The sequence below is a fragment of the Tropicimonas sp. IMCC34011 genome (genome assembly GCF_003390865.1).
Lineage (GTDB): Bacteria > Pseudomonadota > Alphaproteobacteria > Rhodobacterales > Rhodobacteraceae > Tropicimonas_B.
Genome location: NZ_QMEJ01000004.1, coordinates 230,691 through 245,356, shown reverse-complemented (window position 1 = coordinate 245,356; position 14,666 = coordinate 230,691). Strand labels below are relative to the sequence as shown.

Sequence of the window (14,666 nt, the reverse complement as noted above, 5' to 3'; positions counted from 1 at the left end):
GGACCGTTCCTTACCAGAGGCCGGGCGGCAGGCGCTTCGGAAATTCGATGCCCTGACGCTTGCGTCGTCTGTTCGTGAGTTTCTTAAGAAAGGCAAACCCCGGCAGGCTCTCGTACATGGGAGCAACCTCCCGCCCGTCGCCGCCGAGGGTCGGATCGCAGGCGATCATGGCCTCGATATGTGCCATCGCCCTTGGACCGATCACCTCTCCGAGGCTCGGAACCCGGTGATCCCCGATACGGCGATGGAAATAGGAGGAATGAATGATCCGTGGAGCGAGGCTCTGGCGGTGCATCGAGACCAGCAGGCGCAGGTTCTTCAGATTGTACTGCCACGGCAGGACGGCAAGCCGCAGGTCCCCCTCGTAGAGAGCCCGTCGAATGATCGGCTGATCCTGCGTCGCTCCGGTCTCGACAAGGGTCCGGACGCACGTCTCGAGGAATGCGCGCGTGGCATCGGATCTGCGTATTCCGAGGACTCCGGCATTGATCTGCGGATAGGCCGCCGGGATCGGCCGCGTCGCCTGCAGGTCATCCTCGGGCATGCGCACCTGGACGTGGGCCGCCGCGACGTCGAACCGTCCAAGCAGGTCGAACACGTCATTCACCGGTGCGACCATCGCGATATCGCTGTCGAGATAAAGAGTTCGCTCGAATCGCGACCGGATCAGGGCCTCGAATTTCGGCCGGAAGTGAGCGTCCTGGAGAATGTGGACCTCGTCGAAGACATCCGCCCCCTCGGGGGCGATGTCCGCGAAGAGATCGATCGGGATGTCGGGGTGAATCGCGCGTACCGTGCGGGCAGCCTGAGCGGCGAGCCGGCCATAAGGCTCGCCGTAAGCACCGAAGACGAAACCGCGATCCACCTCGCTCCCCGCCTTCGATCAGGCGAGAGTTTCGTCGATGCCCTTGCAGGCGTCCACGAGGCCTTTCACCGACTCGACCGACTTGTCGAACATCGCCTGCTCGCTCTTCGTCATCTCGATATTGACGATCCGCTCGACGCCATTGGCGCCGATCACGGTCGGCACGCCGACGTAGAGGCCCTTCAGGCCGAGCGCGCCATCCACGTAGGCGGCGCAGGGCAGGACGCGGCGCTGATCCTTCAGATAGGCTTCGGCCATCTCGATCGCGGAGGTCGCCGGAGCGTAGAAGGCGGAGCCGGTCTTCAGCAGGCCGACGATCTCGGCGCCGCCGTCGCGGGTGCGCTGTACGATCGCGTCGAGCTTCTCCTGAGTGGTCCAGCCCATCTTCACGAGGTCCGGCAGGGGGATGCCAGCGACCGTGGAGTACCGGGTCAGCGGAACCATCGTGTCGCCGTGGCCACCGAGCACGAACGCGCTGACGTCCTTCATGGAGACATTGAATTCGAGGCTCAGGAAGTGACGGAAGCGGGCCGAATCCAGCACGCCCGCCATGCCGACGACCTTCTCGTGCGGCAGGCCGGAGAACTCGCGTAGCGCCCAGACCATCGCGTCGAGGGGGTTGGTGATGCAGATCACGAAAGCGTCCGGCGCGTGGGCCTTGATGCCCTCGCCGACGGCCTTCATCACCTTGAGGTTGATGCCAAGCAGGTCGTCGCGGCTCATGCCGGGCTTGCGCGGCACACCGGCGGTCACGATGCAGACGTCGGCACCGGCGATGTCGGCGTAGTCCTGGGTGCCGGAGAGGTGAGCGTCGAAGCCCTCGGCGGGGCCGCTCTCGGCGATATCCAGCGCCTTGCCCTCGGGGATACCCTCGGCGATGTCGAACAGAACGACGTCGCCAAGTTCCTTCATGGCGGCAAGATGGGCGAGGGTTCCGCCGATCTGCCCTGAGCCGATGAGCGCGATCTTGGGTCTGGACATGGAATGGGTTCCCGAAAGTGGATATGTCGCGGGGCTGCGTAAGCCTTCGGGACCGTTTTCGCAAGCGCGCGGGCAAGAGGGGGGAAGAGCCAGCCGAGGCAGCTGGACGATTCAGGCATCGTTTTCGTTAACGGCGCGGAGCTTTTCGGCGACGGGCTCATAAGCCTGACCCGTCGCCATGAGGCAGGTCTCGCCGGAGGGCTTGGTGACCGTGATCGTCCAGGTTCCCGTTTCGGCCGACGCGTAGAGTTCGACCACCTGGTTTCCGGTTCCGAGGCCGATCGTCTGCCGCGATTCTCCGTATTTTTCCGCTAGCCGTCCAACCACGGTGTCGCGCGCCGCGCAGTGGCGAAAGACTTGAGCAGAGCTCGCATCGGCGGTCAGGCCTGCGAGCAGGTTTGCAAGGACGGTGATGCGAAGCGCGAGGGGCATGACGTGTCCTTCCATGCGAGAACCGGGCTGTCGGAGGGTCGGCCTGAACAGCATCGCCGCAAGAGGTTTTTGAAGGGTAAATGTCGGAGCATGTTTTTCGCAGCGCCCACGTTTTTCCTGCTGGCTTGAGGTTCGAAGCGGCAAAAGGGCAAGTTTCCGTCCGATGATAACGATTCTGAAAGGCGAATCATGACATCAACGCGTCCATTGAGATCACTGCTCTATGTTCCCTCGTCGAATGCGCGGGCGCTGGCAAAGGCAAGGGGCTTGCCGGCGGATGCTCTGATCCTTGATCTGGAGGACGCGGTCGCTCCGGCTGAAAAGGCGCGGGCACGGGATTCGGCGGCGGCAGCCCTGGCCGAGGGCGGTTTCGGCCGCAGGATGACGATACTCCGTGTCAACGCGTTGGACACAGAGTGGGGGCGGGACGATCTCGCCGCGGCAAATCATGCCGATGCAGTCCTGCTGCCCAAGATATCCGGGGCGAAGGCTGTTGAGGCATATGCGCGGGTCATCGGGGACGGGCCGGAGATCTGGGCGATGGCGGAGACGCCTTCCGGCGTTCTTCATGCCGCCGAAATCGCGGCGGTACCGCGCATGAGGGGGCTGGTCATCGGGACGAACGATCTCGCCGCGGAGCTCGCCTGCCGTCCTGGGCCGGGCCGGGCAGAATTGCAGATGGCGCTTCAGAGCTGCGTTCTGGCGGCGCGGGCCTCAGGGGTTGCCTGTATCGATGGTGTCTACAATGCCGTCAGGGATGAAGATGGCTTTCGCGCGGAGTGCGCGCAGGGTCTGGCGCTGGGGATGGACGGCAAGTCGCTGATCCACCCCTCACAGATCGCGGCTGCGAACGAGATCTTCGCGCCCTCAGCCACGGAAGTCGAACTCGCCCGGCGGCAGATCGATGCGTTCGCGGAGGCCGAACGTAACGGGCTCGGCGTGGCCGTGCTCGACGGCAAGATCGTCGAAGCGCTCCACGTCAGGGCCGCTAAGCGGTTGCTGGAGCGCGTGGCGAAGATACAGGCGCAGAGCGTATAGAGGGAGGGCCAAGTGCGTGGCAGCCGACGGGCCCGAAGCTGTGGTTCGATCGTGTGATCCGACCTGAAAGCGGAGCGGTCGTCCCTACGGCCCGATGATCGAACGCCGGATGCTCGTGGCGGCACATGATCTATACTTCGCTCCGATGGCGCTTCCCGGAGAGAGCGAAGGCGAGATGGGGCGTCTACGCATCAAGCTTCAGGCAGGGCGATCGGCACCGGCCAAGGGTTGCCCGGAATGTGCTTGGGGACATGCTTTTGCAACATGCTCTACGGCCGCGCGGCGGCTGATCACCCCTTGGGTTCATCCGGGTCGGTGCCGCGGCGGGGCTCGCCAAGGGAGAGGTCCGTTTCCATCGATACTCCATCGGATAGCTGAGATCCGGCGCCACTGAGGCGGGAGCGGGCGGCATCGGCTTCGAGTGACCCCCGGGTGCCGGGGTACGGGGCAGCAGGCGCAGGATCTTTCCCGAGCCGGTCCGTGAGGCCCCCGGCTCCCAAGAAGCGTCCTCCCCCTGCGACGCCCCTAGTGATGGACGCGGACCGGACTGGCCCCTGCCGCCGGGCCACGTTACGGTTTCCAGGATCCGGGCCGGTCACACTCGCGGCTCGCTCCCGGACTTGCACAGCCACGCGTTCCGGCCTCGGAGAGCCTCGCCATGTTCCTGCTCGTTCTCGGTGTCCTGCTTTGGGTCCTGCCGCATTTCTATGTCCGGTTCGTGCGGCGCACTAAGCCGGAACCGTCCGGTCCGGCCAAAGGGCTGATCGCGGCCGGAATCGTCGCGGGAATCGTGCTGATGGTGATCGGCTACCAGCGCGCGGCGTTCACGCCGATCTATGCGCCACTTCCCGGTATGGGGCACCTGAACAACCTGCTGATGCTCGTCGCGATCTTCCTGCTCGGCGCCGGTCACATGAAGGGCCGCGTCGCGCATTACATGCGGCACCCGATGCTGACCGCAGTCATTCTCTGGTCCATCGCGCATCTTCTGGTGAACGGCGATGCCGCCTCGCTCGTGCTGTTCGGCGGAATCGGTCTCTGGGCCGTTGCCGAAATCCTGGCGTTGAATGCATCGGGCCCGTGGGCGCGGCCGCCGAAAGGGCCGGTCCGGCGCGATCTCATGAACGTCGCCGGAACCGTGGTGCTTTACGCCCTGATCGCCGCGATCCATGTCTGGCTCGGCCACAATCCATTCCTGGGAACCTACGGATGAAGCTCTATCGCTACCTGACCGGCGACGACACGTCGGACTTCTGTCACAAGGTCACCGCGGCGCTGAACCAGGGCTGGGAGCTTCACGGTGACCCGTCCTACGCGTTCGATACCGCGAACGGCGTCATGCGCTGCGCTCAGGCGGTGACGAAGGAGGTTCCGGGCGGAACCTACACACCGGGCATGAAGCTGTCCGACCAGTAGTCCCTTTTGATCAAACTTGTGATCACGCGTTCACAACGTGTGATCACATCGCCGATAAATTTGCCCCGGCGCCTGCGATATAACGTCTGATCTGCTCTTCGGGGGAGTGACTTGGGCGCCAAATCGGCTAGGACGGGGAGAAACATGATCCGGGCCGCGCCGCGTGGTGCATCCCGCATCGCCGTCCAGTGGGAGACATCCATGCCAGACGTGAACCGGGGCAAACGCCCGCTTTCGCCCTTCATGCTCGGGCCCTACTACCGCCTCCAGATCACGTCGGTGAGCTCGATCCTGACTCGCATCACCGGCCTTGCGATGCTGGTGGCGGCGCTTCTCATCGTCTGGTGGCTGCTCGCTGCCTCTGCCGGTCCAGAAGCGTTCGAACGGGCGGACGGCGTTCTGACGAGCTGGATCATCGACATCGTGATGACTCTGTCGGTGCTGGCGCTGTGGTATCACGCGCTTGCCGGCCTCCGGCATCTCTACTGGGATACGGGCCGCGGGCTCGAGGTTGCGACCGCCGAACGCCTCGGCATCGCGGCGATGGTGGGCTCGGTGATCCTTACCCTCATCACGATCCTTCTGGTCTGAGCGGAGCGACTGATATGGCCTACATGACCGACCGCAAGCGCGCCACGGGGCGCGGCGCCGCCGGCTCCGGCACCGAGCATTTCTGGCACATGACCGTCACCTCGGTGGCGCTCGTGATCCTGACGCCGCTCTTCGTCTTCGTCGTCGGCCCCGCCATCGGGAAGCCCTACGCCGACGTCGCTCTGCATTTCGCGAACCCCTTCAATGCCATCGTCACCGCGCTGATGCTGGTCGTCGGGTTCAACCATTTCCGGCATGGCGCACAGACCGCGATCGAGGATTACAGCGACGGGCTGACCCGCAAGGCGCTGGTCCTCGCGACGATCTGCATCAGCTATGCCGCGATGGCGACGGGGCTGTTCGCTCTCGCCCGCCTCGCGCTCTGAGGAGACCCACATGGCATCCTACGACATTACCCATCACAGCTACGACGTCATCGTGATCGGTGCCGGCGGCTCCGGTCTCCGCGCGACGCTCGGCATGGCGGAGCAGGGGCTGAAGACGGCCTGCATCACCAAGGTCTTCCCGACGCGCTCGCATACCGTCGCGGCGCAGGGCGGGATCGCCGCATCGCTGTCCAACATGGGCCCGGATCACTGGCAGTGGCACATGTACGACACCGTGAAGGGCTCCGACTGGCTCGGCGACACCGACGCGATGGAGTACCTGGCGCGCGAGGCGCCGAAAGCGGTCTACGAGCTTGAGCATTACGGTGTTCCGTTCAGCCGGACCGAAGAAGGCAAGATCTACCAGCGGCCTTTCGGCGGCCATACCACCGAATTCGGCGAAGGCCCCCCGGTGCAGCGGACCTGCGCCGCGGCAGACCGCACGGGCCACGCCATCCTCCACACGCTCTACGGCCAGTCGCTGAAGAACAATGCCGAGTTCTACATCGAGTATTTCGCGACTGATCTCATCATGTCCGAGGACGGCGAATGCCAGGGCGTGCTCGCCTGGAACCTCGAGGACGGCTCGCTGCATGCCTTCTCCGCCAAGATGACGGTGCTGGCGACGGGCGGCTACGGCCGGGCCTACTTCTCCGCGACCTCCGCCCATACCTGCACCGGCGACGGCGGCGGGATGGTGGCGCGTCAGGGCCTGCCGCTGCAGGACATGGAATTCGTCCAGTTCCACCCCACCGGCATCTACGGCGCCGGCTGCCTCATCACCGAGGGCGCCCGGGGCGAGGGTGGCTACCTCACCAACTCCGAGGGCGAACGGTTCATGGAGCGCTATGCGCCCACCTACAAGGATCTCGCCTCCCGTGACGTGGTCAGCCGCTGCATGACGATGGAGATCCGGGAGGGGCGCGGCGTCGGTCCCGACAAGGATCACATCTTCCTGCACCTCAACCATCTGCCGCCGGAAACTCTGGCGTTGCGGCTGCCGGGCATCTCCGAGAGCGCCCGGATCTTCGCCGGGGTGGACCTGACGAAGGAGCCGATCCCGGTCCTGCCGACGGTGCATTACAACATGGGCGGCATTCCGACCAATTACTGGGGCGAGGTCCTCAACCCGACCGCCGAGGATCCCGATCGCATCGCGCCGGGCCTGATGGCGGTGGGCGAAGCGGGCTGCGCCTCGGTCCACGGTGCGAATCGCCTCGGTTCCAACTCGCTGATCGACCTTGTGGTCTTCGGCCGCGCGGCCGGCATCCGGGCCGCCTCGATCGTCGATCCCGAAAGCCCGGCGCCGACGCTCAACAAGGCCTCCCTCGACAAGGCACTGGAGCGGTTCGACAGCCTGCGCCATGCCAGCGGCGGCACGCCGACGGCGGCGCTGCGCGGCGAGATGCAGAAGGTGATGCAGGAAGATGCCGCCGTCTTCCGGACCGACGAGACGCTCGCGAAGGGCGTTGAGCGGATGTACGAGGTCGCCGGCAAGATGGACGACATCAAGGTGACCGACCGCTCCATGGTCTGGAATTCGGATCTGATGGAGACGCTCGAGCTGACCAACCTGATGCCGAACGCGCTCGCCACCATCGTCGGCGCGGAGGCCCGCAAGGAAAGCCGTGGCGCCCATGCCCACGAGGATTATCCCGACCGGGATGACGAGAACTGGCGCAAGCACACGCTCGCGCGGGTGAACGGCAAGGTGGACCTGACCTACCGTCCCGTCCATCTGGATCCGCTGTCGGTGCAGGAAGAGGGCGGGATCGACCTCGCCCGCATCGCGCCCAAACAGCGCGTCTACTGACGATCGGGATGGCCCGGACGGCGAAGATCCGCTGCCCGGGCCGCCCGGACGATTGAAACGTGATCGAGTCCCGCCGCTGGGGGCGGAACGTTCGGGAGGAAGGAGCGGTTCGCCCTTCATGCATACCATGACCAGACCTCTCACCTTTCTGCGGCCCGCCTTGCTGGTCGCCGTCCTCTCTCTGCCCGGCTGCGCAGCCGTCGTTGCCGATCAGGTGGCGCGGACGGCGGCGCGGCAGGTCGTGAACAATGTCGTCGCCGAGCGCTTCCCCGGCGCGACCGTGCAGCCGGTGACGGACTGCATCATCAACAACGCCAGCGCGCGCCAGATCGTGACCGTCGCGGCGGATGCCGGCCGCGCCCAGCCCTCGCCCCGCAGCATTCAGGTCGTGACCGACGTGCTGCAAGAGCCGGGCACGCTGAACTGCCTGTCGACCCGCGCGCTTCCGAACCTCTTCGGACAGCCGGTCTCGCAGTGAACGTGGCGGCGGATCATCTCACCCGCGATGCGGCCGGCGGCGCCGGGGCTCGGTCCGGGGCCAAGCGTGTGGTGATCCATGCCGGCTTGCCGAAGACCGGCTCCACCGCGATCCAGAACATGCTGCGCGCCAACGAGAATGCGCTCGAGCAGGACATGGCGCTCGCCGTGCGGGAAGATCGGACGCGGGAGCTTCGGCTCGCCGCCTACCGTATCCTCAGCCGCGGCGGATTCCGTGCGCGGCACCGCCTCAGGCGCGCGGCGAAGGAGCTGGCACAATGGGCGGCCGCCGCCCCGCAGGATACGGTTCTGATCTCGGACGAGAACCTCCTCGGCGTGACATCCGGCACCCTGTTCGGCGCGACCTACGGCGATGGCCCCCGCGCCGTCGTGGACGCGCTCCTCACCGCGTTCGAGGGGCAGGACGTGATCTTCGTCCTCTATACGCGAGAGGGGGAGGCGCTGCGCCGGTCCTGCCACAACCAGAAGGTTCGCAACGGCGGCGGCACGATGGATTACGCGGGGTTCTGCCGCGCGTTTCCGGATCCGACCATGCCGGCGCGGCTCGCCGCCGATCTTAAGGCGGAGCTCGGCGCGCGGGCGCGGATCGTGACGCTCGAGGACGAGGCAGACGGCCGCGTCGGGCGGACGGTGCTGCGCGAGGCGGGCATGGGCGAAGCCGCGATCGACGCCCTGATCGAGCCGCCGCGGATCAACGTCTCCATTCCCGCGGCGGTTCTCGAGCTGATCCGGGAGATCAACGGGCTGGGCCTGCCCGACGAAAAGCGGCGCGAGGTCGTGGCGCTCGTCCGCAAGCATGCCGGTGCCGTCGGGGGGCCGCGGACATGAACGTGAAGGTTGCGCACCCCGGGTCCCATCAGCCGCCGCTTCTGGCGATGTTCGGCATGCGGCGCTCAGGCAACCATGCTATCGCGGACTGGCTCCGCCGCAACGTACCGGGCGAGTGCGTCTTTCTGAATGACTGCGCGCCGGGCGATCCCTTCGACACCTACGCGCTGATGGAGACGCCCCGCGGCGACCGTCACGGACCGAGCTTCCGGACGACCCGCTGGTTCCCGCAGTTTCCTGACGGGCGCACCGCGCGCGCGCATCTCGTGAGCTACGAGGATCGTCTGCCGGGCACCGCGACGCCCGAGGGCTGGGATCGGCCGGCGACGGAGATCGTCGTTCATCGCTCCTTCCTCAACTGGCTCGCCTCGTTCCTGAAGCTGGTGCGCGTTCGCAAGGCCGGCACGGCGCAGGGCGCGCGCGGCATTGGACCGCTCCGCCGGGCCGTCTCGCAGTATGTCGCCCTCCTGACGGCCTGCGAGGGGCGTGTTTCCGTGTCGCTCGACCGGTGGCGGCAGGATGCGGACTACCGCGCCCGCCGTCTCGATGCGCTTCGCCTGCCGATGCTCGACAACGGAGTTGGCGGTCAGGCAAGCTACGGCGGCGGCTCTTCCTTTTCCCCCGGACATGCGGCGCCGGGAGCGAGCGACCTTTCGTCCCGCTGGCGCATTGCCGCCACGGACCCCATCTTCAGAACGATTGCAGGTGCCGCGGGGCGTTCGCCCGGCCTGCTCGATGTGCTAAACCGCCATTATCCCGAGGACGTCGCACGCCTGCGGCGGATCGCCGGGGACACAGCTCGGACCGCGAGGACCCTATCATGGTGCAACTGACGCTCCCGAAGAACAGCAAGATCACCACGGGAAAGACGTGGCCGAAGCCGGAGGGCGCGACAAACGTCCGGGCCTTTCACATCTACCGCTGGAATCCGGATGACGGAAAGAACCCGCGCGTGGACACGTATTTCGTGGACATGGACACCTGCGGTCCGATGATCCTGGACGCGCTGATCAAGATCAAGAACGAGATCGATCCCACGCTGACCTTCCGTCGCTCCTGCCGGGAAGGCATCTGCGGCTCCTGCGCGATGAATATCGACGGGATCAACACGCTGGCCTGCATCTATGGCATGGATGAGGTGAAGGGCGATGTGAAGATCTATCCCCTGCCGCACATGCCCGTCGTGAAGGACCTCATTCCCGACCTGACGCTGTTCTACGCCCAGCATGCGAGCATCATGCCGTGGCTGGAGACCAAGACGCAGCGGCCCGAGAAGGAATGGCGGCAATCCATCGAGGACCGCAAGAAGCTCGACGGCCTCTATGAATGCGTGATGTGCGCGTCCTGCTCCACGGCCTGCCCGTCCTACTGGTGGAATGGCGACCGCTATCTCGGGCCGGCCGCGCTGCTGCACGCCTACCGCTGGATCATCGACAGCCGGGACGAGGCGACGGGCGAGCGGCTCGACGATCTGGAAGACCCGTTCAAGCTCTACCGCTGCCACACGATCATGAACTGCGCCAAGACCTGCCCGAAGGGTCTGAACCCGGCCAAGGCGATTCAGGACATCAAGAAGATGATGGTCGACCGCCACGTGTGAGGCCGTCGCACACGAACGCTGAAGGGCGCCGCGAGGGATCGCGGCGCCCTTTTTCATGGCGGGCGATGCGTTGTGCCCCCGCCGTCAGCGCAAACGAAAAACGCGCCACCCGAGGGGGCGACGCGTTTCACGTAAATCATTGGATGTCAGGACACCCTCAGTTGATGCCGGTGGTGTCGCCGTCGATGATGCCGTCGCCGTCCAGATCCTGATCGAGATTGGCTTCGGTCGCGCCGGAATTCTGCATCCCGGTCGGGGCGCAGGCGGACAGCGCCGCGACAAAGGCGACGAGCAGGGCGGACAGTTTGAGGTTGGTCATGACGGTCTCCATGTCGGACTTTTTTCGATTGGTTGCATGACCCAAGACATCTCCCGCAATCGGGTTCCCGGATCCGCTTGCGGGAGGGTCAGCTTTCGAAGACGATCTGCTCGCCATCGATGATGCCGTCTCCGTCCAGATCCTGATCGAGGTTCTCCTCGGTAGCAGCCGGGGGTTGCGACGGCATCGGGGTGCAGGCCCCGATCACGGCGAGGGTCATCAGAAGGGCGAAACTGCGGATGAGCACGGACATGGACGATCTCCAATTCCTTGATTTGAATGCCCCGGCCCCGGACGGCCGGTTCCCGTCATCCTGTCTCGAAGATGTCCCTGCGGCAAGGGCGATGCGCCGGTGAAGGGCCCCGCGGACGCAGAGGCCCGCCCCGCGGCGCCCCCCGTCATCGCTTACGATCCTGTCCTTTTGCCGCCGGTGGACATGGCGGCGCGGGCGGGGCGCCGGGCGGCCATGTGCGCAGCCGGCAGCGTCACGGTTCCGCCGAGGGAGGCGCGCACGGCGCGCGTTCCGGCGGGCGGCGCATTCCGGATCTCCTGCCCCGAAGGCTCGCAGGTCGGCGATTTGAACCTCTGGGCGGCCGACGATCCGGCGGAGCGTTTCTACTCTGGCAAGACCCGCGCCCTCCATGGCACGCATGTGGGGCAGGGCGACCGGCTCTGGTCCGCCTTTCCGTACCTGCGCCCGATGGCGACGATCCTGGAAGACAGCCTGGACTGGTACGGGATCGATGCTGATGGGGGTGCTGTGCATGACGTGATCGGAACGCGCTGCGACCCTTACACCCACGTCCGCCTCGGAGGTGCACCGTATCACCAGTGCTGCCACTCGAACCTGACCCGCGCCCTCGTCCGGGAGCTGGGATTGCCACCGGGGGAGGCGGAGGGCCGGGTGCATGACGTTCTCAACGTCTTCATGTGCACCGGTTTCACGCGCGATACGGGGCAGTACTTCATGAAGGCGAGCCCGGCGCGAAAAGGAGACTTCATCGAGTTCTTCGCGGAGATAGACCTGCTGATCGCCCTCAGCGCTTGTCCCGGCGGAGATTGCGGCGCGGAGCATTCGTCGGATGCAGCGATCTGCCGCCCTCTCCTGATCGAGGTGTTCGAGGGGGAGGGCGCGTGGGCATCGCCGGAACCTGCGCCCTACGACCGGTCCCACGGGATCTGATCGCCGGACCCCGGATCAGGCGACGCGGTTCGGCGGCTCACGGCCCTCGAGGGCGGCGCGGACATTGTCGAGTGCCATCATCCCCATCGCCTCGCGCACCTCGAGGGCGGCTGTGCCGAGATGGGGCAGGAGGGACACGTTCGGCAGGCGGCGCAAGGCCGCCGGCACGTCGGGCTCGGTCTCGTAGACGTCGAGGCCCGCGCCCGCGATCCGGCCGCCTTCGAGGGCGGCGATGAGCGCCCCCTCATCCACCAGCTCGCCGCGGGCGATGTTGACGAGGTGGGCGTGGGGGCGCATCGCGGCGATCTGGTCCGCGCCTATGATGCCGGCCATGCCCGGTCCCGCGGCGAGGGCGATCACGACGACGTCCGCCTCAGACATGACCTCCTCGATCCGGCCAAGCTGCCGGGCGGGCACGCCGGCGTCCCGGTCCGGCGATCGGTTCCAGAAGACGACGTCCATTCCGAAGCCGTGATGCGCGCGGGCAGCGACGGCCCGGCCGATGCGCCCCATGCCGATCACGCCCAAAGTCTTGCCGGACATGTGGAGGCCGAGAAGCTGGGTCGGCGTCCAGCCCGTCCACTTGCCCGAGCGAAGAAGTGCTTCGCCCTCCGACGCCCGGCGGCAGCTCATCAGCATCAGCGTCAGGGCGATATCGGCGGTCGCCTCGGTGACGGCGCCGGGCGTGTTGCTGACCACGATGCCGGCCCGCGACGCGGCTTCTACGTCGATATGGCCGAAGCCTGCGCCGAAATTCGCGAGGATCTTCGTGCGATGCGGCCCGCCTGCGAACGCGGCCTCGGTAAAGGCATCCCCCAGCGTCGGCACGATCGCGTCGTACTCCCCGAGCGCGGCTCCGGCGTCACCGGGGCCGTAGGCCGCGCGCTCCTCGTCGACGACGACCTCCCCCAGCGTGCGGGCCATCTCCAGAACACGGTCCGGCAGGCGCCGGGTGATGAGGATGCGGGCCGTCAAAAGAGCCGTCCGCCGACGGGCACATCCCGCTCGGGCTCGATCAGGACGACCTCGCCCTCCGAATCCGGCACCCCGAGAACCAGCGCCTCGGACATGAACTTGCCGATCTGCCGGGGCGGGAAGTTCACCACGCCGAGGACCCGCCGTCCGGGCAGGGTCTCCGGGGCGTAGTGGGCCGTGATCTGGGCGGAGCTCTTCTTTTCCCCGATCTCCGGCCCGAAATCGACGCGCAGCTTGATCGCCGGTTTCCGCGCCTCGGGGAACGGCTCGGCGGCGACGATGCGGCCAACGCGGATGTCGAGCTTCATGAAGTCGTCGAACGTCGCCTCTTCCGTCACTTCGACAGCTCCTCGTCCCGCTTGATCGCGGCCTTGACCGTGCGGTGCATCAGGTCCGGCAGCTCCTCCATCAGCGTTCGAAGGGCGGCCTCGGTAACGCCCTTCGGGGAGGTGACGTTGGTGCGGAGCTGGGCCGCGCTCTCGTCCGAGCTGTCGAGAAGCGCACCGGCCCCCGAGATCGTGGCGCGGGCGAGCTGGCCCGCGATCTCTTCGCTCAGTCCCTCGCGAATGCCGGCCTCGGTCAGCGCCTCGACCATGTGGAAGACGTAGGCCGGACCGGAGCCGGAAATGCCGGTGACCGTTCGCATCTGTGTCTCGCTCTCGAGCCGCACGACCTGTCCCACGGCAGACAGCAGCTCCTCGGCGAGATCGAGATAGGCGGAGCCGCCCTCGTTTCCGACGATCGCGGTGATGCCGCGCTTCACGGCCGAGGGCGTGTTGGGCATGGCGCGGATGACAGGCGTGCCGGCCCCGAACGCGCGTTCGTAGTAGCGGATCGGCAGTCCGGCCGCGACGGTCAGGACAGGGACATCGCCGCCGCCGTAATGCGTGACCTGGGCCAGCGCGTCCTGCATCATCTGCGGCTTCACCGCGAGAAGGACGAGGGCGGGGCGCTCGGGCAGGGCCGCGTTGAGGCGGCATCCGGTCGATTTCAGAAAGTCGGAGGGCGTCGGATCCAGAACGGTGACGGACTCGGGTGCAAGACCGTCGGCGATCCAGCCTTCCAGCATTGCCGAGCCCATCTTTCCGCAGCCCAGGATCACGAGACCCCGGGCCGTGATATCGGTCATGTCCATGTCGGTCCTCTCCCGCGTTTGTAGCGCGGGCGGAGGTTAGGCGCGGCCGTAAGCCTCTGCAATGGCGACCTGCATCGCGTCCACCGGCTCCCGCTCGCCCCAGGTGACGAGCTGGAAGGCGGGGTAGAAGCGCTCTGATGCGGTGACGGCGGCCTCGATCAGGGTGTCGATCTGCTCCGGCCCCGCCATCTGGCCCCCTGCGAGCACGAGCCCGTAGCGGTAGGTCATCAGGCTCTGCTCGGCCCAGTAGGTGAAACCGCCTGCCCAACAGGCATCGTTCACGCGATTCAGCGCCTCGTAGAGCTTCGGGAGGCGCGCTGCGGGCGGCTCCATCTCGAAGGTGCAGATGAGGCGAAGGGTCTCGTCGTAGTGGGACCATGCCAGCGTGATGGAATAGGTCTTCCAGCGGCCTTCGACGGCCATGGCGATCTGATCGTCGCCGATGCGGTCGAAGTCCCACGCGTGGTGCTCCGCGAGGGATTCCACGATGTCGATGGGGTGAAGGTCGTCCGTCATATATGCTTCGGAAAGCGACATTGCCCGGCCTCGTTGATTGTAGCCCCGGCACCGTCACTGGCGTCTAGGGCTAGGTGCCTGCTCAAGGAT

Annotated in this window: 20 protein-coding genes; 11 read left to right on the top strand and 9 right to left on the bottom strand. The window is 66.4% G+C overall.

All coding sequences use genetic code 11. The annotated features are described in order from the left end of the window. Positions 1-10: 10 nt before the first annotated feature. From DQG15_RS13210 to DQG15_RS13200, 3 genes are all read right to left on the bottom strand, one after another. Entirely contained in the window at positions 11-865 is an 855-nt protein-coding gene (locus tag DQG15_RS13210) for a hypothetical protein (protein ID WP_116085937.1), read from the bottom strand. An 18-nt stretch (positions 866-883) separates the two neighbouring features. Beyond that, positions 884-1,846 (bottom strand): malate dehydrogenase, encoded by a 963-nt coding sequence (gene mdh / locus DQG15_RS13205; RefSeq protein WP_116085935.1) that lies wholly within the window; start codon positions 1,844-1,846, stop codon positions 884-886. Positions 1,847-1,957: 111 nt separating this feature from the next. Further along, positions 1,958-2,278: a hypothetical protein gene (locus DQG15_RS13200; RefSeq protein WP_116085933.1), complete on the bottom strand. Its 321-nt coding sequence runs from the start codon at positions 2,276-2,278 to the stop codon at positions 1,958-1,960. A gap of 207 nt (positions 2,279-2,485) precedes the next feature. On the opposite strand from DQG15_RS13200, the gene DQG15_RS13195 reads away from it, so the two are divergent. The 10 genes from DQG15_RS13195 (at position 2,486) to DQG15_RS13150 (ending at position 10,448) form a co-directional block, all read left to right on the top strand. After that, entirely contained in the window at positions 2,486-3,316 is an 831-nt protein-coding gene (locus DQG15_RS13195; protein WP_370454187.1) for a CoA ester lyase, read from the top strand. 658 nt (positions 3,317-3,974) lie between these two features. Next, positions 3,975-4,529: an NnrU family protein gene (locus DQG15_RS13190; RefSeq protein WP_116085930.1), complete on the top strand. Its 555-nt coding sequence runs from the start codon at positions 3,975-3,977 to the stop codon at positions 4,527-4,529. After that, positions 4,526-4,732: a DUF1737 domain-containing protein gene (locus DQG15_RS13185; RefSeq protein WP_116085928.1), complete on the top strand. Its 207-nt coding sequence runs from the start codon at positions 4,526-4,528 to the stop codon at positions 4,730-4,732. Before DQG15_RS13190 ends, DQG15_RS13185 begins: the two co-directional genes overlap by 4 nt. A gap of 201 nt (positions 4,733-4,933) precedes the next feature. After that, positions 4,934-5,323, top strand: coding sequence for a succinate dehydrogenase, cytochrome b556 subunit (gene sdhC / locus DQG15_RS13180; RefSeq protein WP_116086350.1), 390 nt, complete (start codon positions 4,934-4,936; stop codon positions 5,321-5,323). A gap of 14 nt (positions 5,324-5,337) precedes the next feature. Next, on the top strand, positions 5,338-5,709 hold the full coding sequence (sdhD, locus tag DQG15_RS13175; RefSeq protein ID WP_116085927.1) for a succinate dehydrogenase, hydrophobic membrane anchor protein: 372 nt from the start codon (positions 5,338-5,340) through the stop codon (positions 5,707-5,709). Positions 5,710-5,719: 10 nt separating this feature from the next. Further along, entirely contained in the window at positions 5,720-7,522 is a 1,803-nt protein-coding gene (gene sdhA, locus DQG15_RS13170) for a succinate dehydrogenase flavoprotein subunit (RefSeq protein WP_116085925.1), read from the top strand. A gap of 127 nt (positions 7,523-7,649) precedes the next feature. Further along, complete coding sequence (locus DQG15_RS13165) at positions 7,650-8,000, top strand: hypothetical protein (protein WP_232830845.1); 351 nt, start codon at positions 7,650-7,652, stop codon at positions 7,998-8,000. Positions 8,001-8,002: 2 nt separating this feature from the next. After that, on the top strand, positions 8,003-8,848 hold the full coding sequence (locus tag DQG15_RS13160) for a hypothetical protein (protein ID WP_157968993.1): 846 nt from the start codon (positions 8,003-8,005) through the stop codon (positions 8,846-8,848). After that, positions 8,845-9,681, top strand: a complete 837-nt coding sequence (locus DQG15_RS13155) for a hypothetical protein (RefSeq protein ID WP_116085922.1) — start codon at positions 8,845-8,847, stop codon at positions 9,679-9,681. The genes DQG15_RS13160 and DQG15_RS13155 overlap by 4 nt, the downstream gene beginning before the upstream one ends. Further along, positions 9,669-10,448 carry a succinate dehydrogenase iron-sulfur subunit gene (locus DQG15_RS13150; RefSeq protein WP_116085920.1) on the top strand — a complete coding sequence of 260 codons (780 nt, stop codon included), beginning with the start codon at positions 9,669-9,671 and terminating at the stop codon, positions 10,446-10,448. The genes DQG15_RS13155 and DQG15_RS13150 overlap by 13 nt, the downstream gene beginning before the upstream one ends. Positions 10,449-10,605: 157 nt before the next feature. Here the strand turns inward: DQG15_RS13150 and DQG15_RS18210 are convergent, their stop codons facing one another. Together DQG15_RS18210 and DQG15_RS18205 are read right to left on the bottom strand one after the other, a co-directional pair. Beyond that, positions 10,606-10,767 (bottom strand): hypothetical protein, encoded by a 162-nt coding sequence (locus DQG15_RS18210; RefSeq protein WP_157968992.1) that lies wholly within the window; start codon positions 10,765-10,767, stop codon positions 10,606-10,608. Positions 10,768-10,855: 88 nt separating this feature from the next. After that, positions 10,856-11,020 carry a hypothetical protein gene (locus tag DQG15_RS18205; RefSeq protein ID WP_157968991.1) on the bottom strand — a complete coding sequence of 55 codons (165 nt, stop codon included), beginning with the start codon at positions 11,018-11,020 and terminating at the stop codon, positions 10,856-10,858. Between the two features lie 99 nt (positions 11,021-11,119). On the opposite strand from DQG15_RS18205, the gene DQG15_RS13145 reads away from it, so the two are divergent. After that, positions 11,120-11,950 (top strand): urea carboxylase-associated family protein, encoded by an 831-nt coding sequence (locus DQG15_RS13145; RefSeq protein WP_232830844.1) that lies wholly within the window; start codon positions 11,120-11,122, stop codon positions 11,948-11,950. A gap of 15 nt (positions 11,951-11,965) precedes the next feature. Here the strand turns inward: DQG15_RS13145 and DQG15_RS13140 are convergent, their stop codons facing one another. From DQG15_RS13140 to DQG15_RS13130, 4 genes are read right to left on the bottom strand one after another with little or no spacing between them, the layout of a single operon-like run. Beyond that, on the bottom strand, positions 11,966-12,925 hold the full coding sequence (locus DQG15_RS13140) for a D-glycerate dehydrogenase (protein WP_255415139.1): 960 nt from the start codon (positions 12,923-12,925) through the stop codon (positions 11,966-11,968). After that, a complete protein-coding gene (locus DQG15_RS18415) occupies positions 12,922-13,263 on the bottom strand; it encodes a tRNA-binding protein (protein ID WP_198665148.1) in 342 nt (113 codons plus the stop codon). The genes DQG15_RS13140 and DQG15_RS18415 overlap by 4 nt, the downstream gene beginning before the upstream one ends. Continuing rightward, entirely contained in the window at positions 13,260-14,060 is an 801-nt protein-coding gene (gene proC / locus DQG15_RS13135; RefSeq protein ID WP_116085919.1) for a pyrroline-5-carboxylate reductase, read from the bottom strand. Before proC ends, DQG15_RS18415 begins: the two co-directional genes overlap by 4 nt. A 36-nt stretch (positions 14,061-14,096) precedes the next feature. Further along, complete coding sequence (locus DQG15_RS13130; protein WP_116085917.1) at positions 14,097-14,597, bottom strand: YbjN domain-containing protein; 501 nt, start codon at positions 14,595-14,597, stop codon at positions 14,097-14,099. Between the last annotated feature and the right edge of the window lie 69 nt (positions 14,598-14,666).

Bases quoted from the DNA above. Each gene is read 5' to 3' on its own strand.
- mdh (WP_116085935.1), bottom strand. From the start codon at position 1,846: ATGTCCAGACCCAAGATCGCGCTCATCGGCTCAGGGCAGATCGGCGGA.
- DQG15_RS13200 (WP_116085933.1), bottom strand. From the start codon at position 2,278: ATGCCCCTCGCGCTTCGCATCACCGTCCTTGCAAACCTGCTCGCAGGC.
- DQG15_RS13190 (WP_116085930.1), top strand. From the start codon at position 3,975: ATGTTCCTGCTCGTTCTCGGTGTCCTGCTTTGGGTCCTGCCGCATTTC.
- DQG15_RS13185 (WP_116085928.1), top strand. From the start codon at position 4,526: ATGAAGCTCTATCGCTACCTGACCGGCGACGACACGTCGGACTTCTGT.
- sdhC (WP_116086350.1), top strand. From the start codon at position 4,934: ATGCCAGACGTGAACCGGGGCAAACGCCCGCTTTCGCCCTTCATGCTC.
- sdhD (WP_116085927.1), top strand. From the start codon at position 5,338: ATGGCCTACATGACCGACCGCAAGCGCGCCACGGGGCGCGGCGCCGCC.
- sdhA (WP_116085925.1), top strand. From the start codon at position 5,720: ATGGCATCCTACGACATTACCCATCACAGCTACGACGTCATCGTGATC.
- DQG15_RS13165 (WP_232830845.1), top strand. From the start codon at position 7,650: ATGACCAGACCTCTCACCTTTCTGCGGCCCGCCTTGCTGGTCGCCGTC.
- DQG15_RS13155 (WP_116085922.1), top strand. From the start codon at position 8,845: ATGAACGTGAAGGTTGCGCACCCCGGGTCCCATCAGCCGCCGCTTCTG.
- DQG15_RS13150 (WP_116085920.1), top strand. From the start codon at position 9,669: ATGGTGCAACTGACGCTCCCGAAGAACAGCAAGATCACCACGGGAAAG.
- DQG15_RS18210 (WP_157968992.1), bottom strand. From the start codon at position 10,767: ATGACCAACCTCAAACTGTCCGCCCTGCTCGTCGCCTTTGTCGCGGCG.
- DQG15_RS18205 (WP_157968991.1), bottom strand. From the start codon at position 11,020: ATGTCCGTGCTCATCCGCAGTTTCGCCCTTCTGATGACCCTCGCCGTG.
- proC (WP_116085919.1), bottom strand. From the start codon at position 14,060: ATGGACATGACCGATATCACGGCCCGGGGTCTCGTGATCCTGGGCTGC.
- DQG15_RS13130 (WP_116085917.1), bottom strand. From the start codon at position 14,597: ATGTCGCTTTCCGAAGCATATATGACGGACGACCTTCACCCCATCGAC.